At 70.7% G+C, this 26337-nt stretch carries 29 protein-coding genes and 1 pseudogene; 20 read left to right on the plus strand and 10 right to left on the minus strand.

All coding sequences use genetic code 11. From position 1 onward, the window contains the following. The first annotated feature begins 9 nt into the window (after positions 1 to 9). Positions 10 to 408, plus strand: coding sequence for a Zn-ribbon domain-containing OB-fold protein (locus ACYVF3_RS26580; protein ID WP_461156986.1), 399 nt, complete (start codon positions 10 to 12; stop codon positions 406 to 408). Positions 409 to 414: 6 nt separating this feature from the next. Here the strand turns inward: ACYVF3_RS26580 and ACYVF3_RS26585 are convergent, their stop codons facing one another. Continuing rightward, entirely contained in the window at positions 415 to 828 is a 414-nt protein-coding gene (locus tag ACYVF3_RS26585; protein WP_461156987.1) for an effector-associated domain 2-containing protein, read from the minus strand. Between the two features lie 196 nt (positions 829 to 1024). Between ACYVF3_RS26585 and ACYVF3_RS26590 the strand changes: the two genes are divergently transcribed. Continuing rightward, complete coding sequence (locus ACYVF3_RS26590; protein WP_461156988.1) at positions 1025 to 1984, plus strand: pyridoxal-phosphate dependent enzyme; 960 nt, start codon at positions 1025 to 1027, stop codon at positions 1982 to 1984. Between the two features lie 31 nt (positions 1985 to 2015). Here ACYVF3_RS26590 and ACYVF3_RS26595 read toward each other — a convergent pair whose 3' ends face one another. From ACYVF3_RS26595 to ACYVF3_RS26605, 3 genes are all read right to left on the minus strand, one after another. Next, positions 2016 to 2756 (minus strand): SDR family NAD(P)-dependent oxidoreductase, encoded by a 741-nt coding sequence (locus ACYVF3_RS26595; RefSeq protein ID WP_461156989.1) that lies wholly within the window; start codon positions 2754 to 2756, stop codon positions 2016 to 2018. A gap of 82 nt (positions 2757 to 2838) precedes the next feature. Beyond that, positions 2839 to 3441, minus strand: a complete 603-nt coding sequence (locus ACYVF3_RS26600) for a helix-turn-helix domain-containing protein (RefSeq protein WP_461156990.1) — start codon at positions 3439 to 3441, stop codon at positions 2839 to 2841. A 41-nt stretch (positions 3442 to 3482) separates the two neighbouring features. Next, positions 3483 to 3887 carry a DUF5313 family protein gene (locus ACYVF3_RS26605; protein ID WP_461156991.1) on the minus strand — a complete coding sequence of 135 codons (405 nt, stop codon included), beginning with the start codon at positions 3885 to 3887 and terminating at the stop codon, positions 3483 to 3485. A gap of 58 nt (positions 3888 to 3945) precedes the next feature. On the opposite strand from ACYVF3_RS26605, the gene ACYVF3_RS26610 reads away from it, so the two are divergent. Next, entirely contained in the window at positions 3946 to 4407 is a 462-nt protein-coding gene (locus ACYVF3_RS26610) for a MarR family winged helix-turn-helix transcriptional regulator (RefSeq protein WP_461156992.1), read from the plus strand. Here ACYVF3_RS26610 and ACYVF3_RS26615 read toward each other — a convergent pair whose 3' ends face one another. Beyond that, positions 4408 to 5550, minus strand: coding sequence for an alkaline phosphatase PhoX (locus ACYVF3_RS26615; protein WP_461156993.1), 1143 nt, complete (start codon positions 5548 to 5550; stop codon positions 4408 to 4410). Positions 5551 to 5739: 189 nt separating this feature from the next. Continuing rightward, positions 5740 to 6495, minus strand: a complete 756-nt coding sequence (locus tag ACYVF3_RS26620; RefSeq protein WP_461156994.1) for an enoyl-CoA hydratase/isomerase family protein — start codon at positions 6493 to 6495, stop codon at positions 5740 to 5742. Positions 6496 to 6709: 214 nt separating this feature from the next. Between ACYVF3_RS26620 and ACYVF3_RS26625 the strand changes: the two genes are divergently transcribed. The 5 genes from ACYVF3_RS26625 to ACYVF3_RS26645 all read left to right on the plus strand — a co-directional run bounded on the left by ACYVF3_RS26625 (position 6710) and on the right by ACYVF3_RS26645 (position 10318). Beyond that, on the plus strand, positions 6710 to 6910 hold the full coding sequence (locus ACYVF3_RS26625) for a hypothetical protein (RefSeq protein ID WP_461156995.1): 201 nt from the start codon (positions 6710 to 6712) through the stop codon (positions 6908 to 6910). 101 nt (positions 6911 to 7011) lie between these two features. Next, positions 7012 to 7413, plus strand: a complete 402-nt coding sequence (locus tag ACYVF3_RS26630; protein WP_461156996.1) for a cold-shock protein — start codon at positions 7012 to 7014, stop codon at positions 7411 to 7413. A 183-nt stretch (positions 7414 to 7596) separates the two neighbouring features. Continuing rightward, positions 7597 to 8625, plus strand: coding sequence for an NAD(P)-dependent alcohol dehydrogenase (locus ACYVF3_RS26635; protein ID WP_461156997.1), 1029 nt, complete (start codon positions 7597 to 7599; stop codon positions 8623 to 8625). Positions 8626 to 8639: 14 nt separating this feature from the next. Further along, positions 8640 to 9644: an amidohydrolase family protein gene (locus ACYVF3_RS26640; protein WP_461156998.1), complete on the plus strand. Its 1005-nt coding sequence runs from the start codon at positions 8640 to 8642 to the stop codon at positions 9642 to 9644. After that, on the plus strand, positions 9641 to 10318 hold the full coding sequence (locus tag ACYVF3_RS26645) for an iron-sulfur cluster assembly protein (RefSeq protein ID WP_461156999.1): 678 nt from the start codon (positions 9641 to 9643) through the stop codon (positions 10316 to 10318). The genes ACYVF3_RS26640 and ACYVF3_RS26645 overlap by 4 nt, the downstream gene beginning before the upstream one ends. Positions 10319 to 10616: 298 nt before the next feature. Here ACYVF3_RS26645 and ligD read toward each other — a convergent pair whose 3' ends face one another. Beyond that, positions 10617 to 12179, minus strand: a complete 1563-nt coding sequence (gene ligD, locus ACYVF3_RS26650; RefSeq protein ID WP_461157000.1) for a non-homologous end-joining DNA ligase — start codon at positions 12177 to 12179, stop codon at positions 10617 to 10619. Between the two features lie 123 nt (positions 12180 to 12302). On the opposite strand from ligD, the gene ACYVF3_RS26655 reads away from it, so the two are divergent. Both ACYVF3_RS26655 and ACYVF3_RS26660 read left to right on the plus strand, forming a co-directional pair. After that, positions 12303 to 12821: a VOC family protein gene (locus ACYVF3_RS26655; RefSeq protein WP_461157001.1), complete on the plus strand. Its 519-nt coding sequence runs from the start codon at positions 12303 to 12305 to the stop codon at positions 12819 to 12821. Between the two features lie 175 nt (positions 12822 to 12996). Continuing rightward, the gene (locus tag ACYVF3_RS26660; RefSeq protein WP_461157002.1) at positions 12997 to 13749 is read left to right on the plus strand and encodes a lipoate--protein ligase family protein; all 753 of its coding nucleotides are present in this window, start codon (positions 12997 to 12999) and stop codon (positions 13747 to 13749) included. Here ACYVF3_RS26660 and ACYVF3_RS26665 read toward each other — a convergent pair. Genes ACYVF3_RS26665 through ACYVF3_RS26675 form a run of 3 tightly spaced genes read right to left on the minus strand, consistent with a single transcriptional unit; the run spans position 13739 to position 15269 of the window. After that, a complete protein-coding gene (locus ACYVF3_RS26665) occupies positions 13739 to 14389 on the minus strand; it encodes a zf-HC2 domain-containing protein (RefSeq protein ID WP_461157003.1) in 651 nt (216 codons plus the stop codon). The genes ACYVF3_RS26660 and ACYVF3_RS26665 overlap by 11 nt on opposite strands. Beyond that, positions 14386 to 14871, minus strand: coding sequence for a sigma-70 family RNA polymerase sigma factor (locus ACYVF3_RS26670; protein WP_461157015.1), 486 nt, complete (start codon positions 14869 to 14871; stop codon positions 14386 to 14388). The genes ACYVF3_RS26665 and ACYVF3_RS26670 overlap by 4 nt, the downstream gene beginning before the upstream one ends. Positions 14872 to 14894: 23 nt before the next feature. Then, a complete protein-coding gene (locus tag ACYVF3_RS26675) occupies positions 14895 to 15269 on the minus strand; it encodes a hypothetical protein (RefSeq protein ID WP_461157004.1) in 375 nt (124 codons plus the stop codon). A 119-nt stretch (positions 15270 to 15388) separates the two neighbouring features. Here ACYVF3_RS26675 and ACYVF3_RS26680 point away from each other — a divergent pair, with 119 nt between their 5' ends. The 10 genes and pseudogenes from ACYVF3_RS26680 (at position 15389) to ACYVF3_RS26725 (ending at position 26237) form a co-directional block, all read left to right on the plus strand. After that, a complete protein-coding gene (locus ACYVF3_RS26680) occupies positions 15389 to 15817 on the plus strand; it encodes a Rieske (2Fe-2S) protein (RefSeq protein WP_461157005.1) in 429 nt (142 codons plus the stop codon). Between the two features lie 174 nt (positions 15818 to 15991). Next, the gene (locus ACYVF3_RS26685; RefSeq protein ID WP_461157006.1) at positions 15992 to 16192 is read left to right on the plus strand and encodes a heavy-metal-associated domain-containing protein; all 201 of its coding nucleotides are present in this window, start codon (positions 15992 to 15994) and stop codon (positions 16190 to 16192) included. Positions 16193 to 16221: 29 nt separating this feature from the next. Next, positions 16222 to 18450 carry a heavy metal translocating P-type ATPase gene (locus ACYVF3_RS26690; RefSeq protein ID WP_461157016.1) on the plus strand — a complete coding sequence of 743 codons (2229 nt, stop codon included), beginning with the start codon at positions 16222 to 16224 and terminating at the stop codon, positions 18448 to 18450. A gap of 91 nt (positions 18451 to 18541) precedes the next feature. Beyond that, entirely contained in the window at positions 18542 to 18778 is a 237-nt protein-coding gene (locus ACYVF3_RS26695; RefSeq protein ID WP_461157007.1) for a hypothetical protein, read from the plus strand. Positions 18779 to 18878: 100 nt separating this feature from the next. Further along, a complete protein-coding gene (locus ACYVF3_RS26700) occupies positions 18879 to 19298 on the plus strand; it encodes a CBS domain-containing protein (protein ID WP_461157008.1) in 420 nt (139 codons plus the stop codon). 1 nt (position 19299) lies between these two features. Then, positions 19300 to 19956, plus strand: coding sequence for a response regulator (locus tag ACYVF3_RS26705; RefSeq protein WP_461157009.1), 657 nt, complete (start codon positions 19300 to 19302; stop codon positions 19954 to 19956). 107 nt (positions 19957 to 20063) lie between these two features. After that, positions 20064 to 23093: pseudogene (locus ACYVF3_RS26710) on the plus strand (HAMP domain-containing protein); the annotation flags it as partial. A 152-nt stretch (positions 23094 to 23245) separates the two neighbouring features. Beyond that, positions 23246 to 24442, plus strand: a complete 1197-nt coding sequence (locus ACYVF3_RS26715; protein ID WP_461157010.1) for a four-carbon acid sugar kinase family protein — start codon at positions 23246 to 23248, stop codon at positions 24440 to 24442. Continuing rightward, on the plus strand, positions 24439 to 25431 hold the full coding sequence (gene pdxA / locus ACYVF3_RS26720; protein ID WP_461157011.1) for a 4-hydroxythreonine-4-phosphate dehydrogenase PdxA: 993 nt from the start codon (positions 24439 to 24441) through the stop codon (positions 25429 to 25431). The genes ACYVF3_RS26715 and pdxA overlap by 4 nt, the downstream gene beginning before the upstream one ends. A 23-nt stretch (positions 25432 to 25454) precedes the next feature. Further along, a complete protein-coding gene (locus ACYVF3_RS26725) occupies positions 25455 to 26237 on the plus strand; it encodes a DeoR/GlpR family DNA-binding transcription regulator (RefSeq protein WP_461157012.1) in 783 nt (260 codons plus the stop codon). Positions 26238 to 26337 lie beyond the last annotated feature (100 nt).

Raw genomic sequence — 26337 nt, forward strand, 5'->3', positions numbered from 1 at the left:
GGAGGCTCGATGGCCCTCGTCCCGGTCGCCAGAGACCGCGCGAGCGCGGAGTTCTTCGACGGAACCCGTCTCGGCGAACTCCGCCTCCCGAGACGCCGCGACACCGGTGAGTACCTGAGCCCGCACACCCCGATCACACCGGACGACGACGTGGAGCAGGTCGCGGCGTGCGGGGCCGGCCGCGTCGTCTCCTGGTCGGCGGTGCACCACAAGCTCCCCGACGGCGGCTCGTTCCGCCTGGTGGTCGGGATCGTCGAACTCGACGAAGGACCCTGGTGGTGGACCCGCCTCGACGGCGTTGACGCCGAAGCCGATCTCACCGACATGCGCGTGCAGGTCGCCTTCGAACCCTCGGGGCCCGAACCGGAGCACGAGGTCGTCCCGTACTTCCGCCCCGCGAGCGGATGAGGTTTGCTACCACGGGCGCATGACAGCCGGAACGGACCGGATGAGACTGGAAGATCCGCTCAGCCGGTGAAAGGCCAGTGATGCCATCGCAATCCCGCGGCCCCCGGGTGTTCGTCTCCTACGCCCACGACTCCGAAGTCCACATGAACCACGTCCGCGAGTTCGCGACGTTCCTGCGATCCAGGCCTCGGGGTGGCGGCGGCAGGCGTCGACGATGTTCCACACGTGCTGGAAGGGGTGGGCGTGCTCGGGGACGGAGAACGGTTCGCCGAGAACCTCCCCGACGAGCTGGACGACGGTGGTGCGGCTGGACACCTCGTTGAGGAAGGGCACCCGCAACAGCGCGTTCACCAGGCTCAACGAGCTGCTTCTGCCTAACTCCGCTCCTCCGGCCATGTTCACCCCAGGCACCGATGGCATCGGGTTGAATACTAGTGAGGACGTCGGCCGCCCGACACCCTCCGGGCGGGAGGAGTTTTCAGTTCTCCGGCGGAGATGTTCACTCGAACGCCAGTCCGCGTCCACAGTGGACTGACCTGCTGTGCTCGATCCCGCTCCGCGTTCCGCCGTGCGGGTGACTACGGTGCGGGGGAGGGCTTTCCGGGGAGGACGAGTGATGATCGGGATCGAGGACGTCCAGGCCGCTGCGCGCGCCGTCGAAGGACACGTGGTGCGGACGCCGACGGTGGCGAGTCCGGGGCTGTCGGACCTGCTCGGGGCGCCGGTCACCGCCAAGCTGGAGCTGCTGCAGCGCACCGGTTCGTTCAAGGCGCGCGGCGCGGTGGCCAAGATCCTCTCGCTGACCGAGGCCGAGCGGGCCGCCGGTGTCGTCGCCGTCAGCGGCGGCAACCACGGGATCGCGCTGGCCGTGATGGCAGGCGCTCTGGGGATCGACGCCACCGTGGTGATGCCGCGATCCGCACCCGCCCGCGCGGTGGAAGTGGCCGAGGCGGCCGGGGCGGCGGTGCGCGTCGCCGAGGACATGGCGGGCGCGTTCGCCCTCACCGAGCAGCTGCGCACCGGCGGCAGCACGCTGGTGCACCCGTTCGACGACCCGGTGGTGATCGCCGCGCAGGGCACGGTCGGGCTGGAGTTCGCCGAGGACGCGGGCGAGCTCACCGACGTGCTGGTCAGCATCGGTGGCGGTGGCCTGATCTCGGGCGTGGCGACGGCGCTGCGCGCGATGCGGCCCGGCGTCCGGATCTGGGGAGTGGAAACCGCGGGCGCCGAAGCCATGTCGGCGGCGCTGTCCCAGGGCGGGCCGGTGCCGGTGGAGCTGTCGTCGATCGTGTCGACCCTGAGCGCCCCGGCCGTGTCGGAACTGACCTACGAGCACGTGCGCGAGCTGGTGGATCACGTCCTCGTGGTGCCGGATTCCGCCGCGGTGCAAGGCGTGCTGGAGCTGGCGCAGCACGCCAAGCTGTGGGCGGAACCGGCCGCGGGATGCCTGCTGCCCGCCGCCCGCCGGATCCTCGCCGAGCGCACCGGCGTCCGGCTCGGCCTCGGCCTCGTCGTCTGCGGCGGCAACGCGTCCCCGGCCGACGTCATGGCCTGGGCCGAGAAGTTCCGGGGCTGAGTCGCATCGGGAAACCCAGCCCCGGCACGGCTCATTCGGACCGGTTGATCACGCGCGCGGAGGTCTGGTCGCGGGCGAGCAGCATGATCTGATCGACGTTGACGTGCGAGGGCCGGGTCGCGACCCAGGAGACGGTCTCGGCGACGTCCTGCGGGGTGAGGGGGTTGGTCCCCGCGTAGACGGCATCGGCCTTGTCCTGGTCGCCGCGGAAGCGGACCAGGCTGAAGTCGGTCTGCACCAGGCCCGGGTCGATCTCGCACACCCGGATCGGCTCGCCGAACATCTCCAGCCGCAGCACGCGGGTCAGCGCCGCGACCGCGTGCTTGGCGGCGTTGTACCCGCCTCCGGTGGCGTAGGCCTCGCGGCCCGCGACCGAGCCGATGTTGATGACCTGCCCGTCACCGGACTCCAGCAGCTTCGGCAGCAGCGCGCGGGTCACCCGCAGGGTTCCCATCACGTTGGTGTCGTACATCCACTGCCAGTCCTCGTCCTTGGCCTCCATGAGGGTTTCCGCGCCGACCGCACCGCCTGCGTTGTTGACCAGCAGGTCGCAGCGCTCGACGGCGCCGGTGAAGGCGTCGACCGAGGCCTGGTCGGTGACGTCGAGCTCCAGCGCCCGGCCGCCGATCTCGTCGGCGATCTCCTGCAGCCGGTCCAGCCGGCGCGCGCCGAGCACGACCTGGAATCCCGCGTCGGCCAGGGCCCTGGCGCTGGCCGCGCCGATCCCGCTGCTGGCCCCGGTGACCACGGCCACCGGCGTTGGTTTGCTCATCTGCACTCCTCCTCGAACTCCACGCGTCGCCCCAACCTAACGCGCGGCCGCCGCGCCGGTCGGCTGCGACCGGGCGGTGCGCTCACGGAGTCCAGCGTTCGGGATGGTCCTTGGGGCGGGCCCGCAGGTGGGCTCGTTCGCCCTGCTTGCCGAAGAGGCTCAGGAATTCGACGGCCCGGTCGTCGGCGGCTCCGAACCAGTGCGGCACCCGGGTGTCGAACTCCGCGGCCTCACCCGGGGCGAGGACGAGGTCGTGCTCGCCGAGCACCATCCGCAACCGTCCATTGAGGACGTAGAGCCACTCGTAGCCCTCGTGCGTCTGCGGATCCGGCTCGTTGCGGTCGCTGCCTGCGGGGATGATCAGCTTGTAGGCCTGGATCCCGCCCGCCCGGCGGGTCAGCGGCAGCATGGTCATGCCGCCCCGCTTGACCGGTCGCAGGTGCACCCTGGGATCGCCGGTGGGCGGCGCGTCGACGAGCTCGTCCAGCGTGACCCCGTGCGCCTTGGCCAGCGGCAGCAGCAGTTCGAGGGTCGGCTTCCGCGAGCCGGATTCCAGCCTCGACAACGTGCTCACCGAGATCCCGGTGGTGTGGGAGAGGTCGGCCAGCGTCGTCTCCCGCTGGCGTCGCAGCGCCCGCAACCGCGGTCCGACGGCTTCCAGGGCCTGCCCGAATTCCTCGTCCACCCCACTACCTTGCCACTGCGGCAACCGGGATTGCCACCTGCTCAGCTGTTGCGGTAGATCTCGTCGTAGCGGGAGGCCTTCCGGGCGCGGGTCTCGGCGTGCGCGGCCTCGCGGGTCGCGCGGCCGGTTCCGATGGGGTAGCCGTGCTTGTGCAGGCGGTACTCGCAGGTGTGCTCCATGTACGACAGGGAGTACCAGAGCGCGAGGATGACGCCGCCGAGCACCGACATCGCCCGGATCCACAGCGGGCCCGGCAGCAGCAGGAACAGCAGGCCGGGGGAGATCTGCACGAGGCTGCGGGACACGTGCCGCAGCATCCAGGTCCGGCTGGTCACGTCGTGCAGGACCCACTCGCGGTGGCGGGCGGGCAGTCGGCCCCCGAAGGCGTACCAGATCCACAGCAGCGGGTTCGGGCGCACGAGGCGGGAGTCAGGGCTTCGGCTCACCCCCAACATTTAACACACTAACTATTAGCGTGTCGTGGAGTGTGGGTAAGCTGACGCCGTGCAGACTCCCGACCTGGGCGAGGACCCGCTCGCCCTCGACCGCCAGGTGTGCTTCGCGCTCTCGGTCGCCTCCCGCAACGTCATCTCGTTGTACCGGCCGCTGCTGGCGCCGATGAACCTCACGCACCCGCAGTACCTGGTGATGCTCGCGCTGTGGGAGCGCTCGCCGCGCTCGGTCACCGACCTCTGCGACGCCCTGCACGCCGACGCCGCCACGCTCTCGCCGCTGCTCAAGCGGCTGGAAGGGATCGGCTACGTGGTGCGCACCCGCAGCCGCAGCGACGAGCGCAGGCTGGAGGTCGCGCTCACCGAGCAGGGCGCGCAGCTGCGCGCGGAGGCGGAGAAGGTCCCGTACCGGATCGTCGAGGCCCTGGGTGTGGAGCTCGCCGACCTCGAAGAGCTCCACACCGTCCTGAGCAAGGTCATCGACGCCAGCCGCCGCGCGCTCGACCGCGGCTGATCACCGCCGGAACGGGCCGGTGATCTCGTAGGTGTAGCCGTCGCCGCTGTCGCCTGCCGGGCCGCGCTGCGAGGAGAAGTACAGGCGGTCTCCCGCCGGGTTGAACGCCACCCCGCACAGCTCGGACTCGTCCTGGCCGGTCAGCCGCAGGAACGGGGCCACCACGTCGTCGGGCGTGATGAGGCAGATCTCCATGTTGCCGCCGTCCTCGGCGACGTAGAGGTCCCCGGCCTGACCGCTGGTGATGTTGTCGACGCCGCTGAGCGGTCCGTTCTGGGTGAGGTCGTCGTCGTAGGCGATGTTGAGGACGTTGGCCGCCGCGTCGTAGGCCCAGACGCGGTTGTCGCCCTTGGTGGTGAAGAAGCAGGTGCCGTTGCGGTAGTGGGCGCCTTCACCGCCGTCGAAGATCCGCGCCGTGTCGACCTGGTGGCGGGTGCGGACGGTGGCTCCGGTTGGGTCCGGAACGTCGACCCAGGTCAGGGCGCCGTCGGCCTCGGCGAGCACCTGCAGGGTTCCTGCCGACATGTCGCCCCAGGTGGTCGGGACGAAGCGGTAGAAGTTGCCGTCGGACTCGTCCTCGGTCAGGTAGACGACCTCGCGGTCCGGGTCCGCCGCGGCGGCCTCGTGCTTGAACCTGCCCATCGCATCCCTGCGGGTCGCCTCGCCGCCCCACGGGTCGGTCTCGAAGACGTAGCCGCGGTCGGTCTCCTCGCAGGACAGCCAGGTGTTCCACGGGGTCGCGCCGCCGGAGCAGTTCTGCGTGGTGCCGGAGAGGATCGGGTAGGCGCCGGTGATGGTCGCCGCGGCGTCGAAGCGCAGGGCGCTGACCCCGCCGGTGCCGAGCGGGAGCTCGGAGTTGGAGACGTAGATCCACCCGTCGCCGTCGGCGAAGCAGGCGCCGCCGTCGGGCGCGCCGTGCCAGGTGTGGCCGGTCCCGGCCACGGTGTCGCCGGTGTGCGCCAGGACGCGGCTGGTGAAGTTCGCCGGCAGTTCGAGGCCGTTGGCGTCGGCCGCTTGCAGCGGACCGTACGGGCTGGGCCCGGTCTGGGCGGGGTAGGCGATGGCTTCGCGGGTCACGCTGAAGCCGAAGGCCACAGCGGCGCCGCCGGTGACGGCAGCGCGCAGGAAGGTGCGACGTTCCACTGCTTTTCCTCCGGTCGCGGTGGGAGTGCGTGGTGTTCGGGTACCGCGACGTTAGAGCCGGACCGGGGATCCGATCACCGCGAAAAGGATGAACAGTGCGTGTCGGGCGCAACAACCCCCGGTTCCGCAGGTGAGTCCACAGTGGATCGACTGAGTCGGCGACGTGCTCGAAGGGGCACGTCCTCTCCGCTACGCGTAGGGAAATGCCGCCGGTCGGCGTTCCAGGAAAGCACCGACGCCCTCGGCGGTCTCGCCGCTGCGCGTCGCGGCCTCGTGCCAGCGCGCGGCGCTCTCAGTCAGCGATTCGCCGTGGGAGGCCAGGTCCACCAGCTCCTTGGAGGCGCGCACGCTCAGCTGCGACCGGCCCGCGATGGTCCTGGCCAGCTCGTCGGTCCGCGCAGCCGGATCGGCGACGACCTCGTCGACCAGGTCCATCCCCAGTGCGCGGTCGGCGTCGAAGAAGTCCGCCGAGAACAGGAGCAGCTTCGCCGCCGACGGCCCGACCAGCTCCGTCAGCCGCGCGATGCTCGACGGCGGGTACACCACGCCGAGCTTGGCGGGGGTGATGCCGAAAACCGCTGACTCGCCCGCGATCCGCAGGTCGCAGGCGGCCGCCAGCTGGCAACCGCCACCGATGCACAACCCGTTGATCAGCGCGATCGTCGGCAGCGGGCAGGCCAGCAGGGCGCGCTCGGCGGGCTCGGTGGCGCTGCCCTCGGGGCCCTCGATCTCGTGCAGCTCCGAGATGTCGGCTCCCGCGCAGAACGCGTCGCCGGCGCCGGTGAGCACCACGACGCGGATCTCGGGATCGGCGGTGATCTCGGTGAGCAGATCCGGCAGCCGCCGCCACATCGCGACGTTCATCGCATTCCGCTTACCGGAATTGTCGATGGTGATCCGGGCCACGTTCTGATCGACTTCGAGCCGCAGCCGCCCGTCGCTCATGCCACCTCCACGCCCTCTCCGCAGCTTGCCCGGCGGATCGTAACCGCTGATCGACAGCGGTGACCCGGGGTGGTGGCTTGGCTAACGGGAGTGGCCTGTTCACCTGATCGGGATCAGCGGTGGGCCGCGGCTAGCCTTTCGTTCGGCCGTGCGAAGAACGCGAACAGCAGTGAGGATCCCCCGGAGATGTTCACGCGGAAGGATGGCGGACAGGATGGATGAGGAGACCCGCAGCCGATTGGCGGAGATCCGCTCGCTGGCCGAGGAGCTGTACCCGGAGACGATCGAAGCCGAGATCGGACGGGCCCGGGTCGAGGCGTACCAGGCGGGGATCAAGTTCGCCGCGGACTTCATCGAGCACGGGCCCAAGGAGCGCAGCCGGCCCGACACCGACATCCCGATGCCGCGCCGGTGAACCCCGGCGTCCTCATCGGACACGGATGGCCGCGCCCGATGGCGCGGAGGTAGAGTCCCGGGCCTGCGGTGCGGGTTCGGGGTGAAGGCGGGGAGCGGCAGATGGTCACGGGCAAGGTCCTCCGGTTCGACGAGGTGCGCGGTTACGGCTTCGTGGCCCCCGACGTCGGCGGCGAGGACGTCTTCATCCACGTCAACGACCTGACCTTCGACAAGCGGCTGGTCGCCCCCGGTGTGGTGGTCGAGTTCGACCTGGAGGACAGCGACCGCGGCCCCAAGGCGTCCCACGTCCAGATCCTGCGCCAGCCCGCGCCGACCGGCGAGGAGCCCACCGGGCAGCCTGCCGAGGAGGAGCTCTTCGACGTGCTGTCGGCCAAGGAGTTCCACGAGACCGTCACCGAGGCGCTGCTGACCTCGGCCCCGACGATGACGGCGGAGCAGATCCTGCAGGTCCGCCAGAAGCTCACCCAGATCGCCGTCCGCCACGGCTGGGTCGACGCCTGAACCCCTTGCGCGGCAAGCGCGTCCACGGCTGACGCGCCAGAACCGGCCTCCGTCGAGCCGAAACCCGGCACCTCGGCGACCAGCTGACTTGACCGAATCAGCTGGTCGTCCCAACGGGCGCTCATGGCCACTTCGGCGCAACCTGGGACGGACCCGTCCTGGTGGAGCCGGAGGTGGTCGGCGGTGCGAGCGGTGCGAGTGCACGAGTACGGGCAGCGACCTGTCATCGAATCGGTACCGGAACCGGTGGTCAGCGGACCGTGGGACGTGCTGGTCGAGATCGACGCCGCCGGCGTCTGCCGGACCGATCTGCACATCGTCGAAGGCCAGTGGAAGGACAAGAGCGGCGTCGAGCTGCCCTACGTCATCGGGCACGAGAACGCCGGAACGGTGCGCGAGGTCGGCTCGGCCGTCAGCAACACCGCACCCGGTGACCGCGTCATCCTGCACCCGCTGGTGACCTGCGGGCTGTGCCGAGCCTGCCGGTCAGGCGACGACGTGCACTGCGAGAACTCGGCGTTCCCCGGCATCAACGCCGACGGCGGGATGGCCGAGCTGATGCTGACCAACGCCCGCGCGGTCGTGCGGCTCGACGGGGGACTGGAGCCCGCCGACGTCGCCGCGCTCGCCGACGCCGGGCTGACCGCCTACCACGCGGTGCGCAAGGCGGTGCCGCTGCTGCACGCGGGCAGCCACGTGGTGCTCATCGGAGCGGGCGGGCTCGGCCACATCGGTCTCCAATCCCTGCTGGCCATGACCCCCGCGGAGATCACCGTCATCGACCGCTCGCAGGAGGCGCTGGAGCTCGCGTCGCAGCTCGGCGCGCACCACGCGGTCCTCGCCGACGGCTCACAGGTGGCCGAGGCGCTGGAGATCACCGGCGGCGGGGGTGCGCACGTGGTGCTCGACTTCGTCGGCGAGGGCGGCACCGAGGCCGAAGGCGTGGCGCTGACCAGGCAGGCGGGCAGCTACTTCGTCATCGGGTACGGCGGACGGGTCGAGATCCCGACCATCGACGTGATCTCCCGCGAGATCAACGTGATCGGCAACCTCGTCGGCTCCTACAACGACCTCGAGGAGCTGATGGCGCTGACCGCGCGAGGCGAGGTCTCGCTGCGCACCCGCAAGTACTCGCTGGACGAGGCGCTCGACGCGCTCGCCGACCTCGACGCGGGCCGCATCCCTAGCGGCCGGGCGATCCTCGTGCCCTAGGAAAGGAAGCGGACATGTACGTCAAGGACGACGAGCGGTACTTCATCGTGGACGGTCACATCCACTTCTGGGACGGCACCCCGGCCAACCAGGCCAACCGCTACGGAACCGGGTTCCTCAACTGCTTCTACGACTACCACTCCAACCTCAGCCCGGAGGAGGACAAGTGGTCGCTGGAGCACTTCCAGCTGCAGAGCGAGCAGGACCTGATGCACGACCTGTTCGAGGTCGGCTACGTCGACAAGGCGATCTTCCAGCCGACCTACCTGACCGACTTCTTCGTCAACGGTTTCAACACCACCGAACGCGACGGCACGCTCGCCGAGAAGTACCCGGATCGCTTCATCGTCAACGGCAGCTGGGACCCGCGCGACGAGGACGAGGGCCTGGTCGCCCTGGAGCGGCTGACCGAGCGCTGGAACCTGCGCGGCGTCAAGCTCTACACCGCCGAGTGGAAGGGCGCGTCGAAGGGCTGGAAGCTCTCCGACCCGTGGTCCTACCGCTACCTGGACAAGTGCCGGGAACTGGGCATCCGCAACATCCACGTGCACAAGGGCCCGACGATCTACCCGCTCAACCGCGACGCCTTCGACGTCGCCGACGTCGACGACGCGGCCACCGAGTTCCCGGAGCTGAACTTCATCGTCGAGCACTGCGGACTGCCGAGGCTGGAGGACTTCTGCTGGATCGCCACCCAGGAGCCCAACGTCTACGGCGGACTGGCGGTGGCGATGCCGTTCATCCACTCCCGGCCGCGCTACTTCGCCCAGATCATCGGCGAACTGCTGTACTGGCTCGACGAGAACCGGTTGACCTTCGCCAGCGACTACGCGATCTGGACGCCGAAGTGGCTGATCGAGAAATTCGTCGACTTCCAGATCCCGGAGGACATGCAGTCCGAGTACGGGGTGCTCACGCCGGACATCAAGCGCAAGGTGCTGGGCCTGAACATGGCCAAGCTCTACGACATCGAGGTCCCGGTGCAGATCCCGTCCGCGCGCGAGGCGGTGGCCCCGTGACCACGACATCCACTGTGGACCGAGAGACCGTGGTCCGGGCGCTGGGCGAGGTGGTCGACCCGGAACTGGACCGGGCTATCACCGAGCTGGGCTTCGTCGCCCGCTGCGAGGTGGAGCGGGGGAGGGTGGAGGTCGACCTGCGGTTGCCCACCTACTTCTGCGCCCCCAACTTCGCCTACCTGATGGTCGCCGACGCTCACGACGCGATCGCCGCGCTGCCCGGGGTCGGTACCGCGTCGGTTCGCCTCGTCGACCACTTCGCCGCGGAGGAGATCAACGCCGGGGTCGCGGCGGGGGAGGGCTTCGACGCGGCGTTCCCCGGCCTCGCCTCCGGTGAGCTCGACGAGCTGCGCGCGGTGTTCTTCCGCAAGGCGCACGCTGCCGAGCAGGAGCGGCTCGCTGCCGGGCTGCTGAAATCCGGCCGCACGCACGGAGATCTCACCTCGCTCACCCTCGCCGACGTCCCGGACACCTCGGCGCTGCGCCGGCACCGCAGGCGCCTCCACCTCCGCCACGACGACGAGGCGCCCCTGCTCCTCGACGACGCCGGACGGCCCCTCCGCGAGGACGACCTCCCGGCCCGCCTCAGGATCGCCCGCACCACCAGGATCAGCATCGAAGCCAACAAGACCTGGTGCGAAGGCCTCCTCACCACCAGATACCCCCACCCCTAACCCGACCGACCGGGCGCGGGGCCCGGCGGAACCCGGCCGTTCCCTGTTGCGAGGAGCGCACCAAGTCCCAGTTTTAGTCCAAACCGAGCCATGATCATGTCCGGAATGTCCGCTCAGTTCGGACTAAAACTGGGACTTGGCGACCACGCGGAGGTCTGGCTACCTGGGGACTTCGAAGGAAACGTGCTGGTTGTGGGGTTGCGTCGGGTGTGGTGGGAAAATTTGGTAGTGATGATGAGTTCAGTGTGGAGTGAAATTAAATCTGGGAAATCGGGGGCTTCGGCGGGAGGTGGTGGCGTCAGACCGGGGGTAGGGGTTGGCACTGGCCGAGGAGGTCGGCGAAGGGGTCGCCCGTGGTGTTGATGCGGTCGAGGACTGTGCGGATGGTCCAGCGGTCCGGGGTGAGGCCGGGGTCGTCGAGCTCATCCCACTCCAGCGGGACCGAGACCGGGGCGCCGGGGCGCGGACGGGCGCTGTAGGGGGCGACCAAGGTCTTGTTGAGGACGTTCTGGGTGTAGTCGAGCCGTGCCAGGCCGCGGCGTTCCGACTTCGTCCACGCCCAGCTGATCAGCTCGGGGACGGTGTTGCCGACGGCGCGCGAGACCTTCTCCACCCACTCGCGGGTCTCGGCGTAGGTGTAGCGGGGTTCGATGGGCACCCAGATCTGGATCCCGCGCTGCCCGGTCACCTTCGGCTTCGCGACGACTCCCAGGTGATCCATCGCCGCTCGGTGCAGCCGTGCCAGCGTCAGCACCTCGTCGAAGCTCGTCAGCTCGCCGGGGTCGATGTCGAACAGCGCCCAGCTCGGGTGCTCGACGTCGCTGGTCGGGGAGGTCCACGGGTGCAGTTCCAGCGCGGCGTAGTTGGCCAGCCACGCCAGCGCGGCCGGGCTGTCGGGGACGATGTAGCGCTGGACGTCGTCGGGGTCGGCGGCCGGGTACTCCCAGGTGCTCAGCCAGTCCGGCGCGTGGCTCGGCGCTTCCTTGTGCCAGAAGCCCGCCGCATCAACGCCGTTGGGGAAGCGGTGGCTGTTGAGCGCCCGGTCGGCCAGGTACGGCAGCATCACCGGCGCGATGCGCGCGTAGTAGGCGACCAGCTCCCGCTTGGTGATCGGCTCCTCGCCGTCGCGCCCCGGGAACAGGACCTTGTCCAGGTTGGTCAGCGAGACCCGGTGGCCCTGCAAGGTCCAGGTCCCCTTGGACTTCAGGGCCGCCAGCTCGTCGAGCTCGGCATCGGTGGGCGGATCCCACCTCGGCCGGAGCCGGACCTCGGCCTGGTCGGCGGGCAGCTCGGCGTGCCACACGGCGTCCGGTGCGGCGGCGACCTCCTCGTTGGTGCGCCCGCTCTTGACCGACGCCGGGTGTTCTTCGGGGTCCCAGCCGTCCTCGGCGTGCTCGTCGTGCTTGTGCAGCAGCAGCCACTGCTTCTCGCCGCGGCGGACGAGGACGAACCGGCCGCGCAGCTTCTGCCCGTCGAGGTCGAAGTGCAAGGTGCCCGCTTCGAGCGCTGCGGCCGGATCGTCCTCGCCCGGCGTCCACGTGCCCCGGTCCCACACGATCACGTCGCCGCCGCCGTACTCACCGGCGGGGATGATGCCCTCGAAGTCCGCGTACTCCAGCGGGTGGTCCTCGACCTGCACCGCCATCCTGCGCACCGAGGCGTCCAGCGTCGGCCCCTTGGGCACCGCCCAGCTCCACAGCGCGCCGTCGAACTCCAGCCGCAGGTCGTAGTGCCTGCGCCGGGCGCGGTGGCGCTGCACGACGAACCGGTCACCGGTTCCGGTGGCCCCGTCGCCGCGCGGCTCGGCGGTGCGCTCGAAGTCGCGCATCCGCCGGTACGTCGCCAGCCGACTCTCGTTCACGAGCTCAGCGTGACACGGCGGAACGCCGACCACATCGCTCATGAGACCGGGCTCGGCGTCGTCGATCGACCGGTGTGACGGGGGAGTGGCCTAATATTGGTTGAAATCGAAAGGAGTTTGACCATGCCGCAGCCTGAAGGGTCCGAGCTGGAGGCGATCCGGGCTCGTCGCGACGAGCTCCGCGACCAGTACCTGATCGCCGGCGCGGAACGTCCGGCGCCCACCGTCCGGGGCTTCCACCACGTCGCGCTGATCTGCAAGGACGTCGAGGAGACGATCCGCTTCTACCAGGAGCTGCTGGGCTTCCCGCTGGTCGAGCTGGTGGAGAACCGCGACTACGCGGGCTCCAGCCACTTCTTCTTCGACGTCGGCAACCGCAACCTGCTGGGGTTCTTCGACTTCCCGGGCCACGACCACCCGCCGTTCGAGGAGACGATCGGCGCGGTTCAGCACATCGCGCTGTCGACCGATGCGGAGAACTTCGCCGCCGCCCGCACGCGCCTCGACGACGCCGGGATCACCTACGTGGGGCCGGATCGCGGGATCGACGACAGCCTCTACATCCGCGACCCGAACGGGATCGGGCTGGAGTTCTACCGCGAGGAGCTCGCGGTGTTCAACGGAACCCCGCTGCTGGACTGACGGAACCGCACTGGTTCTCCGCTGGGTTCTCGGGCCGGAGTCCAGTGGTGGAGGTGGGGTGGAGGGAAGTTTTCATGAAAACTTCCCCCACCCCATACCCGGACGGCGGGAGCCGAGGGTCATTGTCGGACGACGGGAGCCGAGGGCGGGTGTCTGCGCTGCGTAGACTGCCGTCGTGGAGTTGTTGCGCGGGCCGTTGGGCGTGGCCGGGGATCAGGCGTGGGAGGTCGCGACCGCGCACGCCATGCTGCGGCGGATCAGCGAAGGCGAGTCCTCCGCGGTGCTGCGGGTCTACCGGCCCGATGCCCGGGTGGTCGCCTTCGGGCGCCGGGACAGCCTCCTGCGCGGGTTCCCGGAAGCCGTCGCCGTGGCACGCGAGGCGGGGTTCACGCCGGTGTTGCGCGCGCCGGGCGGACGGGCCGTGGCCTACACCGAGAACTCGCTGGTCGTCGACCACGCTGGTCCCGATCAGGGCAGGCTCGCGGGGATGGACGAGCGGTTCGTCGGCTACGCCGAGCTGTGGTCCGGGGTGCTGGCCGCGCACGGGGTCGATGCCCAGGTCGGGGCCGTCCCCGGCGAGTACTGCCCGGGCGCGCACAGCGTGAACGCCCGGGGCCGGGTGAAGCTCGTCGGCACGGCGCAGCGGATGGTGCGCGGTGCGTGGTTGTTCAGCGCGGTGGCGATCCTCGACGACGCCGACGTGCTGCGCCCGCTGCTCACCGAGATCTACCGAGCCCTGGACCTGCCCTTCGACGACGACTCCGTTGGCTCGATCGCCGACGAGGCGCCGGGCGGCTCGGTGGCGGGGTTCGAGGACTCGCTCATCGCCGCGTACGACCGCGAGTTCGGGCTCTCCCCGGCGGCGTTGCCGGAGGAGCTGCTGACGCGGGCCAAGGCGCTGGTCGATGACCACCGCGTCACCGCGTGACCGGCAGCGTCAGCAGCGCGGGACCGTTGGGCGTGCGCAGCTCCAGCGACCGGATCTCGTTGCGCCGCAACGGCGTCGTCACCTTCAGCACCGCGTTGTTGTCGGGCATCGCGAACCACCTCGCCAGCTCCTCGGTGCTGCCGTCGCGGCGCACGACGACCAGGACGTAGTCGCCGCCACGCCCGCCCTGGTACTCGCAGTCCACGTCGACGCGGGTTCCCGAGGGCAGGTCGCTGAGGTTGACGCTGGCCGCGACCGGGTAGGCGCCCAGCGCGGTCATCTCGGTCCCGGGGCCGGAATCGGTGAGCCGGGTGGAGAACGCCATCGCCGCGCAGGCGGCCAGGGCGACCACGCCTGCTGCCGCGGTCGCCGCGACGCGCCGCGCTCTGCTGCTGCGCACTTCGGCGAGCAGCTCGGGCAGCCGGTCGGCGGGTTCGGCGGCGCCGTCGCACTGGGCGGGGTCCACCTGCGCGAGCAGCCCGGGCAGCCCGGCCAGCTGTCCGACGGCGGTGGTGCAGTGCGCACAACCGGCCAGGTGCCGCTCGAACGCGGCTCTGTCCTCGGGTGAGAGCGCACCGAGCACGTAGGCGGCGTCGAAGTGGGCGAACGGATCCGAGTGCGGGTCTCGTGGCTGGTTCACCGCGTCACGCCCCTCTCCTCGAGCGCCAGGCGCAGTGCGCGCAACGCGTAGTGCGTCCGGGACTTGATCGTCCCTTCCGGGACGCCGAGCCGGGAGGCGGCATCGGCGACCGACATGCCCTGGTAGAAGCACAAGGCGAGCACTTCGCGGTGCCTGGCGCTGAGCTCGCCGAGGGCGTCGGCGACCAGCCAGCCCTGCACGGCTCGCTCGGCGTCGTCGTCCCCGACCGGCTCCGGCGGGGCGTCGGTCATGACCTCCACGCGGGAGGTGCCGGTGCGCCACTCGTCGATGGCGATCCGCCGGGCCACGGTGAGCAGCCAGGAGCGGGCGGAGCGCTCGGACTGGTCGAGGACCTTCGGGTGCCGCCATGCGCGCAGCAGCGTCTCCTGCACGACGTCCTCGGCGCGGGCCCGGTCGCCGCTGGTCAGCTGCAGCGCGTAGGACCGCAGCGCAGGTGCGTGCTGGTCGTGCAGCACGCGCATCAGCTGCGGTTCGGGGCCGTCGGTCACACCGCGGCCCGGGAGCTATCGCGGGTGAGCAGCAGCGCGGTGCCGAACAGCACGCAGCCGAGCTCGGTGATCAGGCCCCAGACCTCCTCGGAGGTGGCGAACTGCTCCTGGACGCCGAAGAACCCGACGGTCAGCGATAGCGCGTAGGCGGCGAGGGTGGCCAGGCCGAAGCCGATGGCCGCCAGGACCGGCAGCGGTGAGCGCCAGGCGAGCACGGCGATCGCGATCACGACGCCGGCCACGACGTTGATCAGGAAGGACGGGCCGACGACGGGCATGTCGCCCGCCCAGTCCAGCCAGACCACCCAGTGCACCCACGCCGAGCCCAGCAGGCCCAGCGCCACCAGTGCTCGCAACATCCACCCGACCATCGCCACGCTCCTGCCACCGCCGGAAGTTCCCGTACGGGAGTCAACACGCGGAGTCAGGGGGTTCGGTTCAATTTCGAACGGAATTGAACCGATTCGCCCACGGCCTCGTGTTCGAGCGCATGACTGATGAGACACGCTCCCGCCGCTCCGTTCTCGCCGCCGGTGGTGCCGTCGCCGGTGCCGCCGCGCTGTCGGCCTGCGGTGGTGGGGACGCCCCGCAGCCGCCCGCCAACAACCCGCCGCCCGCGCCCGCCGGGCAGTCGCTGACCCCGCTGGCATCGATCCCCGTCGGGGGAGCGATCCCGGTGCGGACGGCCGACGGCAGGCAGGCCATAGTGGCCAGGCCGGACCAGTCCGCCGTGGCGGCGTTCGACGCCGCGTGCACGCACAAGGGCTGCCCGGTCAAGCCCGCGGGCGCCGAGCTGACCTGCCCCTGCCACGGTTCGGTCTTCGACGCCGCGTCGGGCGCGGTGAGGAAGGGGCCTGCGGACCGCCCCTTGGCCGCGATCCCGGTCCGGATCGAGGGCGACCAGGTCGTCACCGCCTGAGCTGGAGGGCGAGGCCGGGGTCGTTCCCGGCCTCGCCGCAGGTGGTCCTACCCCTCAGGGGTATCTGGATCGGGGGCGAGCCTCCCTTGAAGTGGTACCCCTAGGGGGTATAGATTCGTGGTGTCGGCGCCGGGCGCCGACGTGCCCAACCCGCGAATCGAGAGGGAAGACCCGATGAGTGAGACGACCTACCGCGTGACCGGGATGACCTGCCAGCACTGCGTGGCTTCGGTGACCGAGGAGGTCGGGGCCCTGGACGGCGTGACCGACGTGTCGGTCGACCTGGCCAGCGGCGCCGTCAAGGTCGTCGGGAGCGCGGAGGAAGCAGCCGTGCGCGAGGCCGTCGAAGAGGCCGGTTACGAGCTGGCCTCATGACCTCGGTCGATGGTGGGGAGGGGGCCGACATGACCGCGGTGGAGCACTCCGCGAGCCGGACCGTGGAGCTGGCGATCTCGGGAATGACGTGCGCTTCGTGCGCGAACCGGATCGAGCGCAAGCTCAACAAGCTCGACGGTGTCGCCGCCAGCGTCAACTACGCCACCGAGAAGGCCCAGGTCACGGCCTCCGAGGAGGTCGACCCGCAGCGCCTGGTCGAGGTCGTCGAAGCCGCCGGTTACGGCGCCGCGCTGCCCACCGCCGAACCGCGGGAGGACGAACCGGCGGACGCGCTGCGGCAGCGGCTGCTCGGCTCGCTGCTCCTGTCGATCCCGGTCGTGCTGCTGTCGATGGTGCCTGCGTGGCAGTTCACCTACTGGCAGTGGATCTCGCTCGTGCTGGCCGCGCCGGTGGTCCTCGTGGGTGGGTGGCCGCTGCACAAGGCCGCGCTGGTGAACCTGCGCCACGGCGCCGCGACCATGGACACCCTGGTGTCGATGGGGACGCTCGCCGCCTTCGCCTGGTCGCTCTACGCGCTGCTGCTGGGCAACGCGGGCATGCCGGGCATGACCCACCCGTTCACGCTGACCATCGAGCGCGGCGACGCCACGAGTTCGATCTACCTGGAGGTCGCCGCAGCGGTCACCACGTTCGTGCTGGCCGGGCGCTACTTCGAGGCCCGGGCCAAGCGCCGCGCCGGTGCGGCGCTGCGCGCCCTGCTGGAGCTCGGGGCCAAGGACGTGGCGGTGCTGCGGGGCGGCGACGAGGTCCGGGTGCCCACCGACCAGCTGGTGGTGGGGGACCGCTTCGTGGTGCGGCCCGGCGAGAAGATCGCCACGGACGGGGTGGTCGAGGAGGGCGGCTCCGCCGTCGATGCCTCGATGCTCACCGGCGAGTCCGTGCCCGTCGAGGTCGGTCCCGGCGACGCGGTCGTGGGGGCCACCGTCAACGCGGGCGGACGGCTGGTCGTGCGCGCCACCCAGATCGGCTCCGGCACGCAGCTCTCGCAGATGGCGCGGATGGTCGAGGAGGCCCAGACCGGCAAGGCGCAGATCCAGCGCCTCGCGGACCGGGTTTCCGCGGTGTTCGTGCCGATCGTCATCGGCCTCGCCCTCCTGACGCTGGCGGGCTGGCTGCTCGCGGGAGCCCCCGCGACCGCCGCGTTCACCGCGGCCGTGGCGGTGCTGATCATCGCCTGTCCGTGCGCGCTGGGCCTGGCCACTCCGACCGCCCTGCTGGTCGGAACCGGCCGGGGCGCGCAGCTGGGCGTGCTCATCAAGGGCCCCGAGGTCCTGGAGTCGACCAGGCGCATCGACACGGTCGTGCTGGACAAGACCGGAACGGTCACCACCGGCCGGATGCAGCTGCTGGACGCGCACACCGCCGAGGGCACCGCCCGGGACGAGGTGCTGCGCGTCGCCGGCGCCGTGGAGAACGCCTCCGAGCACCCGATCGCCCGCGCCATCACCACCGGTGCGCGCCAGCAGGTCGGCGAGCTCCCGGAGGTCGTGGAGTTCGCGAACCTCGAAGGGCTCGGCGTCCGAGGCGTCGTCGAGGGCCGCGCCGTGCTGGCCGGACGTGCGGCGCTGCTGGAGCAGTGGGGCCTGCACCTCGACGGTCCGCTCGCCGAGGCCAAGGCGTCCGCCGAGGCCGACGGCAAGACCGCGGTGGTGCTCGCCTGGGACGGCGCGGTGCGCGCGGTGCTGGTCGTGGCCGACACGGTGAAACCGACCTCCCAGCAGGCGATCTCGCAGCTGCGCGAGCTCGGCCTGACACCGGTCCTGCTCACCGGCGACAACGCGGCCGTCGCCGGAGCGGTGGCCGCGCAGGTCGGCATCACCGAGGTGATCGCCGAGGTCATGCCGGCCGACAAGGTCGAGGTCGTCACGCGGCTGCAGGGCGAGGGCAAGGCGGTGGCGATGGTCGGTGACGGCGTCAACGACGCCGCGGCCCTGGCGCAGGCCGACCTCGGCCTGTCGATGGGAACCGGGACCGACATCGCCATCGAGGCGGGCGACCTGACCCTGGTGCGCGGTGACCTGCGCGCCGCGGTCGACGCGATCCGGCTGTCGCGGCGGACGCTGACGACCATCAGGGGCAACATGTTCTGGGCGCTGGCCTACAACGTCGCGGCGCTGCCGCTGGCGGCGGCGGGGCTGCTCAACCCCATGATTGCCGGTGCCGCGATGGCCTTCAGCTCGCTGTTCGTGGTCAGCAACAGCCTCCGGTTGCGCCGGTTCCGCACCTCGGCGCGGTAGCCGGAGAATCCCCTGCGACGCCCGCCCGGTCCGGCACCGGGCGGGCGTTTCGCGCGCTGCCGGGCTTGACCCGGTGAGGTGCAATGAGGGCATGGCGAGATTCAGCTCAACGACCTTGAAACCGGGGCAGATCGAGTCCAACGACCAGGGTGAGCGCATCGGCCGGTCGGCCGGGGGGCGCTTGGTGCAGCTGCGCCGCCGGGTCGCCGACCGCGGCTTCGCCGTCATCGTCGACGCCGAACCGCGCTCGGAGGTGCCTGCGGAGGTGCTGACCCTGGAGTGGGCCGCGGCCAACGCCGCGTTCGACAGGTTGATGCGCGAGTACTGAAGGCGCCGGGCGCACCCTGACGGTCGCGGACGTCGCGGTTTCGGTCTCACGAGCCTCGGGTAAGGCGCGACGGTCCCGACGAACGCGAGGAGGACCGATCATGCCCACCGCCGGCGACATCATGCACCCCGGTGCCCAGTGCATCGGCGAGAACGAGAGCCTGTTCCAGGCCGCGCAGATGATGCGCGATCTCGACGTCGGTTCGCTGCCGATCTGCGGGCAGGACGACCGCCTGCACGGAATCCTCACCGATCGCGACATCGTGCTGCGCTGCTGCGCGCAGGGACGCGACCCCGCGCAGGTCCAAGCGGGCGAGATGGCTCAAGGCGCGCCACACTGGGTCGACGCGCGGTCCGACGTCGACCAGGTGCTGACGATGATGGAAGACCACAGGATCCGCCGGATGCCGGTCATCGCCGACCACCGCCTGGTGGGCATGATCAGCGAGGCGGACCTGGCCCAGCACCTCGGCGACGACCAGCTCGCGCACTTCGTGGAGACCATCTGCGCCGGGAAGTGAGATGACGACACGGGTGTTCGTGGTCGACGACCACGACGTGATCAGGCGTGGCATCGCCGCGCTGGTCGGCGCCGAGGAAGACCTGGAACTGGTCGGCGAGGCGGCCAGCGTCGCCGAGGCCCTGGCCTGGGTGCCGAAGAAGAACCCGCAGGTGGCGGTGCTCGACGTCCGGTTGCCCGACGGCAACGGCGTCGAGCTCTGCCGCGAGCTCCGGTCGCAGCTGCCGGAGCTGCGCTGCCTGATGCTGACCTCGTTCGACGACCACGAGGCGCTGATGGACGCGATCATGGCCGGGGCCAGCGGTTTCGTGCTCAAGGGCGTGGTCAGCGAGGAGCTGGTCAGCGCGCTGCGCACGGTCGGCGCGGGCAAGTCGTTGCTGAGCCCGCAGCGGACCGAGGCGATGCTCAACTGGCTGCGCAAGGAGCAGGAGAAGGCCGATCCGCTGCGCGAGCTGACCGCGCGGGAGCGCCAGGTGCTGGAGCTCATCGGGGAGGGGATGACCAACCGCGAGATCGCCGAGCGGATGGTCCTGGCGGAGAAGACCATCAAGAACTACGTGTCGCAGATGCTGGCCAAGCTCGCGATGCGGCACCGCAGCGAGGCTGCGGTCCTGGCGACCGAGCTGCGGCTGGACCGCGATTCCCGCAACAAGCACTGAGCGTGGGAGCTCCTCGGGGGAGGTCGTTCATGACACAACCGCCGGACCGCGACGACGCCGAGCAGGTGCTGGCGAGGTTGCTGCCCGCGCTCCGCGAGCTGCGCGACGGCAACTTCCGGCGCCGCCTGGTGGTCAGCGGTGACGGTCCCGCCGCCGAGGCCGCCGCGATCTACAACGAGGTCGCCGAGCGCAACCAGCGGCTGGCGGGCGAGCTGCAGCGGGTGGGGGAGTCGGTGGCGCGCGGTCAGCTGCCGGTCGCCCCGGTGTCGCTGGACGGCGACGTGGAGGGTGGCTGGGCGCTGGCGGCGGACTCGGTGAACTTCATGGCCGACAACCTCACCAGCCAGGTCCGCGACATCGCGCAGGTCGCCACGGCGGTGGCCGCGGGCGATCTGACGCAGAAGATCGACGTGGACGCCCAGGGCGAGATCCTGCAGCTGAAGAACACGATCAACACGATGGTCGACCAGCTCTCGGCGTTCGCCGCGGAGGTCACGCGGGTGGCGCGGGAGGTCGGCACCGAGGGCAAGCTCGGCGGCCAGGCTCGGGTCTACGGGGTGGCGGGGATCTGGAAGGACCTCACCGACAACGTCAACATCATGGCCGACAACCTGACCAACCAGGTCCGGGGCATCGCCCAGGTGACCACCGCCGTGGCGCAGGGCGACCTGTCGAAGAAGATCGACGTCAACGCGCGCGGCGAGATCCTGGAGCTCAAGACGACCATCAACACGATGGTCGACCAGCTCTCGGCGTTCGCCGCGGAGGTCACGCGGGTGGCGCGGGAGGTCGGCACCGAGGGCAAGCTCGGCGGTCAGGCGGAAGTCGCCGACGTCTCCGGCACGTGGCGGCGGCTGACCGAGAGCGTCAACCGGCTCGCGGGGAACCTGACCACCCAGGTCCGGGCCATCGCCCAGGTCGCCACGGCGGTCACCGAAGGGGACCTGACCAGGCAGATCACCGTGGACGCCTCGGGCGAGGTGGCCGAGCTCAAGGACAACATCAACGCGATGATCAGCAATCTCAAGGAGACGACCCGCGCCAACCAGGAGCAGGACTGGCTCAAGACGAACCTCGCCCGGATCTCGGCGCTGATGCAGGGGCAGCACGACCTGGACGCGCTCGCGCAGCTGATCATGTCGGAGCTCGCGCCGCTGGTGTCGGCCCTGCAGGGCGCGTTCTTCCTGACCCGCACCACCGAGGACGGCCACCGATACCTGGAGCACGCCGCCGGCTACGGCCACCCGCCGCCGCGTCACGGTCCGCCGCTGCGGTTCGACTTCGGCGAATCCCTGGTCGGGCAGGCGGCGGTCGACCGCAAGTCGATCCTGGTGGAGAACGCGCCACCGGACTACATCCGGGTCGCCTCCGGGCTCGGGCAGTCAGCGCCGACCAGCGTGGCGATCGTGCCGGTGCTGTTCGAGGGCGCGGTCCTGGGCGTCATCGAGCTCGCCGGGGTCCACCGGTTCAGCTCCGTGCACCTGGACCTGCTGGAACGGCTCAAGGAGTCGATCGGCGTCGAGGTCAACACCATCGTGGTCAACACGCGGACCGAAGCGCTGCTGGGTGAATCCCAGCACCTGGCCAGCGAGCTGCAAGCGCGCTCCGAGCAGCTCCAGCACCAGCAGGACGAGCTGCAGCGCTCCAACATCGAGCTGGAGGACAAGGCGGCGCTGCTGGCCAGCCGGAACAAGGACATCGAGCTCAAGAACATCGAGATCGAGCAGGCCAGGCAGGAGCTGGAGGAGCGGGCCCGGCAGCTCTCCCAGGCGTCGGCCTACAAGTCGGAGTTCCTGGCCAACATGTCCCACGAGCTGCGCACACCGCTCAACAGCGTGCTGATCCTGGCCAAGCTGCTGGCCGACAACATGGACGGCAACCTCACGCCGCAGCAGGTGGACCTGGCCAGGACCGTGCACCAGGCCGGATCCGACCTGCTGCAGCTGATCAACGACGTGCTCGACCTGTCCAAGGTCGAGGCGGGCCAGATGCACCTGCTCCCCGAGGACGTCGAGATCGGGGAGCTGGCGCGCAGCGTGGAGTCGATGTACCGGCCGGTCGCGGCCGACAAGGGACTGGACTTCAACGTGGTCGTCGCGCCGTCGCTGCCGCCGAGCCTGCACACCGACCGCAGCCGCCTGGAGCAGATCGTGCGGAACCTGCTGTCCAACGCGGTGAAGTTCACCGATCGCGGCAGCGTCGAACTGCGCATCCGCCCGGCCCAGCCCACGGAGGTCAACCTCGGGGCGCTGCGCCGGGCGCGGCAGCGCATCGTGTTCTCCGTGCGCGACACCGGCATCGGCATCCCCGCCGACAAGCTCTCGCTGGTGTTCGAGGCGTTCCAGCAGGTCGACGGGACCACGGTGCGCAAGTACGGCGGCACAGGCCTGGGACTGTCGATCAGCCGGGAGCTGACCACGCTGCTGGGCGGGGAGCTCCAGGTCCGCAGCGAGCCCGGCCAGGGCAGCACCTTCAGCCTCTACCTGTCGACGGAATCGATGGCGGAACCGCCGGCCCAGCCCGCGCTGCCGGAAGCCGAGGAAGCGCCGCCGGAGGAGACCGAGGAGATGCCGGAGGTGGAAACCCCGCCGCTGCCGCGCATTCCCTCCGACGCCGAGAACAGCTTCGACGTCTCCGCCGAGGGCATCGAACCGCCGCTGCGCTCCACCGAGCTGATCAACCAGGACACCCAGCCGCACGTGCACCGCGCCGCGGAACCCGCCCAACGCGGTGCGCTGCAGTTCAACTCGGAGAAGGTGCTGGTCGTCGACGACGACGAGCGCAGCGTGCACGCCATGCGGGTGCTGCTGGAGCAGCACGGCCTGCAGGTCGTCAACGCCGACAACGCGCTGGGCGCGCTGAGCGAACTGCGCAGGCACAACGACCTCGTCATCGTCCTGATGGACGTGATGATGCCGCAGCTGGACGGCAACGAGGCGATCCGCATGATCCGCGAGATGCCCCGCTACCGGGACCTGACGATCATCGCGGTGACGGCCAAGGCGATGAAGGGCGACCGGGAGCAGAGCATCGCGGCGGGCGCGACCGAGTACCTGACCAAGCCCGTGGACGCCGACCGCCTGCTCGACCTGCTCTCGGAACACCTGCCGGCGGGGATGGCCGCCGACGCGGAGTGACGGCGCACCGCGCCGAATTCGCGCACTTTGTTGCGCACTGTGCACTCCCCGGACTGGACTATTGCGTGATTCGCGCAGCGATCTCTATGGTTTAACCAAGCCCGGCGGGGGGTGCTCGTTGGGTGTTTCGGCGAGCAGAAGAGCAGGTGATCATGGGATCGCGAGTCCTGGTCGTAGCCGATGACCTCAGCGGTGCAGGTGATTCCGGAGTTCCCTTCGCGCTGCGCGAAATGCGCACCCTGCTGGCGTTGGACGACACCGGCGACGCCGAGGTGTTCGTGGCCGACACCGACAGCAGGCACATCGAACCCGATCTCGCGGCCAAGCGCGTCCACGAAGCGCTGGACGGGCACGCGCACGGCCGCGTCGTCTTCAAGAAGATCGACTCCACGCTGCGCGGCAACATCGCGGCCGAAGTCGGTGCGATCGTCGAGCACGCCGACGGAGCCGGGGTCCTGGTGTGCCCCGCCTCGCCCGCCACCGGCCGCACCGTCCTCGGCGGAGTCGTGCACATCAACGGAATTCCGCTGCACCACACCGACTTCTGGGACACCGAACCCGGAGAGCCGCCGGTGGACCTGGCTTCCGCGCTGGACGGGCTGGCGGTCCGCCACGTCGCGCTGGCCTCGGTGCGCGGAAAGCCGGCGCAACTGCGCGAACGCGTCACCCGATCGCTCGCCGAAGCCGACGTCGTCGTCTGCGACGCGGTATCGGAGAGCGACCTGCGCGCCGTGGTCACCGCGGGCTCCGCCGCGGCCGAACAACCGAAGTGGGTCGGCGCCGCGGGACTGGCCGACGCGCTGGCCGAGCTGATCCGCCCCGGCTACGACATCGAACCCCCGCCGCCGGTGGACGGGCCGGTGCTCGCCGTGGTCGGCAGCGCGAGCCGGGTCTCCCGCCAGCAGGCCGACTACCTCTCCGAACGCTTCGGCCACACCCGCCGGCTCCCCGCGCGCACCCTCGTGGGCGCCGAACCCGCCGCGCTCGCGCGCATTTCCGAGCAGCTCAGCGACGCGCTGTGCACCGGGGACGTGCTGGTGACCGTCGAAGGGCCGGTGAAGGCCGGGCTCGAACGCGAGCTCACCGCCGCGCTCGCCGAGGTGTGCGCCCCGGCGACCGAGAAGGCCGGGCTGCTGGTGCTCACCGGCGGCGAGACCGCCAGGGCCGTGCTCGGCAAGCGCGGGGTCAGCGGTTTGCGCCTGCTCAACGAACTCGAACCCGGCGTGGTGCTGGGGCGGACCATCGAGAAGCAACCCGGTTACGTCATCACCAAGGCCGGTGCCTTCGGCGCACCGGACACCCTGCACCGCGCGGTGTCCGCGGTGCGCTGCGGAAGGGCCGTCGCGTGACCTTGCCTGCCATCGCCGTCACCATGGGCGACGCCGCCGGAGTCGGGCCCGAGGTGATCGTGCGGGCGCTGGCCGAACCCGAGTTGCGCGACCTGGCCCGCCCGGTGGTGATCGGCGACGCCGCCCGGCTGGCCCGGGCCGCCGAGATCTGCGGGATCGACGCGCGCATCAAGCCCGTCTCCGGACCGGCCGAGGCCACCGACGATCCCGGTGCGATCGAGGTCATCGACCTCGGCGGCATCCCGGCGGACCTGCCCTTCGGGGAGCTGTCCTCGGTGGCGGGCGAAGGCGCCTACCGGTACGTGGCCGAGGCGGCCGAGCTGGCGATGTCGGGGGAGGTCCAGGCGATCTGCACCGCGCCGCTGAACAAGGCCGCGCTGCACGCCGCCGGACACCGCTACCCGGGCCACACCGAGCTGCTCGCGGAGCTGTGCGGGGTCCCGGAGGTGTCGATGATGTTGTCCACGGGCCAGGTCCGGGTCATCCACGTGACCACCCACATCGGGCTCGTCGACGCCATCGAGCGGATCGATCCCGGGCTCGTCGAGCGCACCGTGCGACGCGGACACCGCACCCTGGTCGACTCCGGTGTCGCCGAACCGCGCATCGCGGTGTGCGGGATCAACCCGCACGCGGGCGAGAACGGGCTGTTCGGGCACGGCGAGGAGGAGGCCAAGATCGAGCCGGGGCTTCAGGCGTGCCGCGCGGACGGGATCGACGCGCGAGGTCCGCTCCCCGCCGACACGGTGTTCTTCCGGGCCGGGCGAGGCGATTTCGACCTGGTGGTGGCGATGTACCACGACCAGGGCCACGGCCCCGTCAAGATCCTGGGGCTGGAGGCCGGGGTGAACATCACCGTCGGGCTCCCGGTCATCCGCACCTCGGTCGACCACGGCACCGCGTTCGACATCGCGGGCACCGGCGACGCTGAGGCGGGCAGCATGCTGGAGGCCCTGCGCCAGGCGGCGGCACTGGCCGGACGGCCTTGATCCGCTTCTGGGAGGATCGCGACGTGAGCGCGGATGTCGAAGGACGCCTCTCGGCGGGGCAGCGCCGGGCGTTGATAGAGCGGTTGGTGACCGAGCAGGGCGCGGTCGGCGTGGAGGAGCTGGCGGCCTCGCTGGCGGTGACGCCCTCGACGATCCGGCGCGACCTGCAGCTGCTCACCGACCAGGGCAAGCTCGCCCGCACCTACGGCGGCGCCATGCCCGCCACCAGCGCCGAACCCTCGCTCGGGCAGCGCACGGCGCTGGCCTCGGCCGAGAAGGACCGCATCGCGCAGTGGGCGGCCGAGCAGGTCTCCATCGGCGACACCGTCATCCTCGACGCGGGCACCACCACCGGGAAGCTGGCGCAGCGCCTCCGGGAGCGCACCGGGCTGACGGTGATCACCAACAGCGTCATGGCGTTGACCGAGCTGGTCGACGCCGACCCCGTGCAGGTGGTGTCGCTGGCCGGCGAGCTGCGGCACATCAGCCAGGGCTTCGTCGGCCCGCTGGCGGAGCTGACGCTGTCGCGGATCACCGCGGACAAGGCGTTCCTGGGCGCGGACGGCCTGGACTCCCGGCACGGCATCTGCGAGGCGAGCCTCCTGCAGACGCGGTTGAAGGAGCAGATGATCTCCCAGTCCCGCGAGGTCTTCATCCTCGCCGACAGCAGCAAGCTCGGCGCGAAGCCCTTCAACGCCTGGGCCCCGCTGCCGACCACCTGGACCCTGGTCACCGACACCAACGCCGGCGAGACGGAACTCGCCCCCTTCCGCTGCCTCCCCGGCGTAGACATCATCACCGTCTAGCCCGTCGCGGGGTTCTGCATGCGGGTGCTCGGCCGGTCCCAGTTTTAGTTGTGATGTCCGGGGAGGTTGTCCCGGTGGGTTGTCCGTAGACAGGTGAAGG

The sequence above is a fragment of the Saccharopolyspora tripterygii genome, from assembly GCF_054778355.1.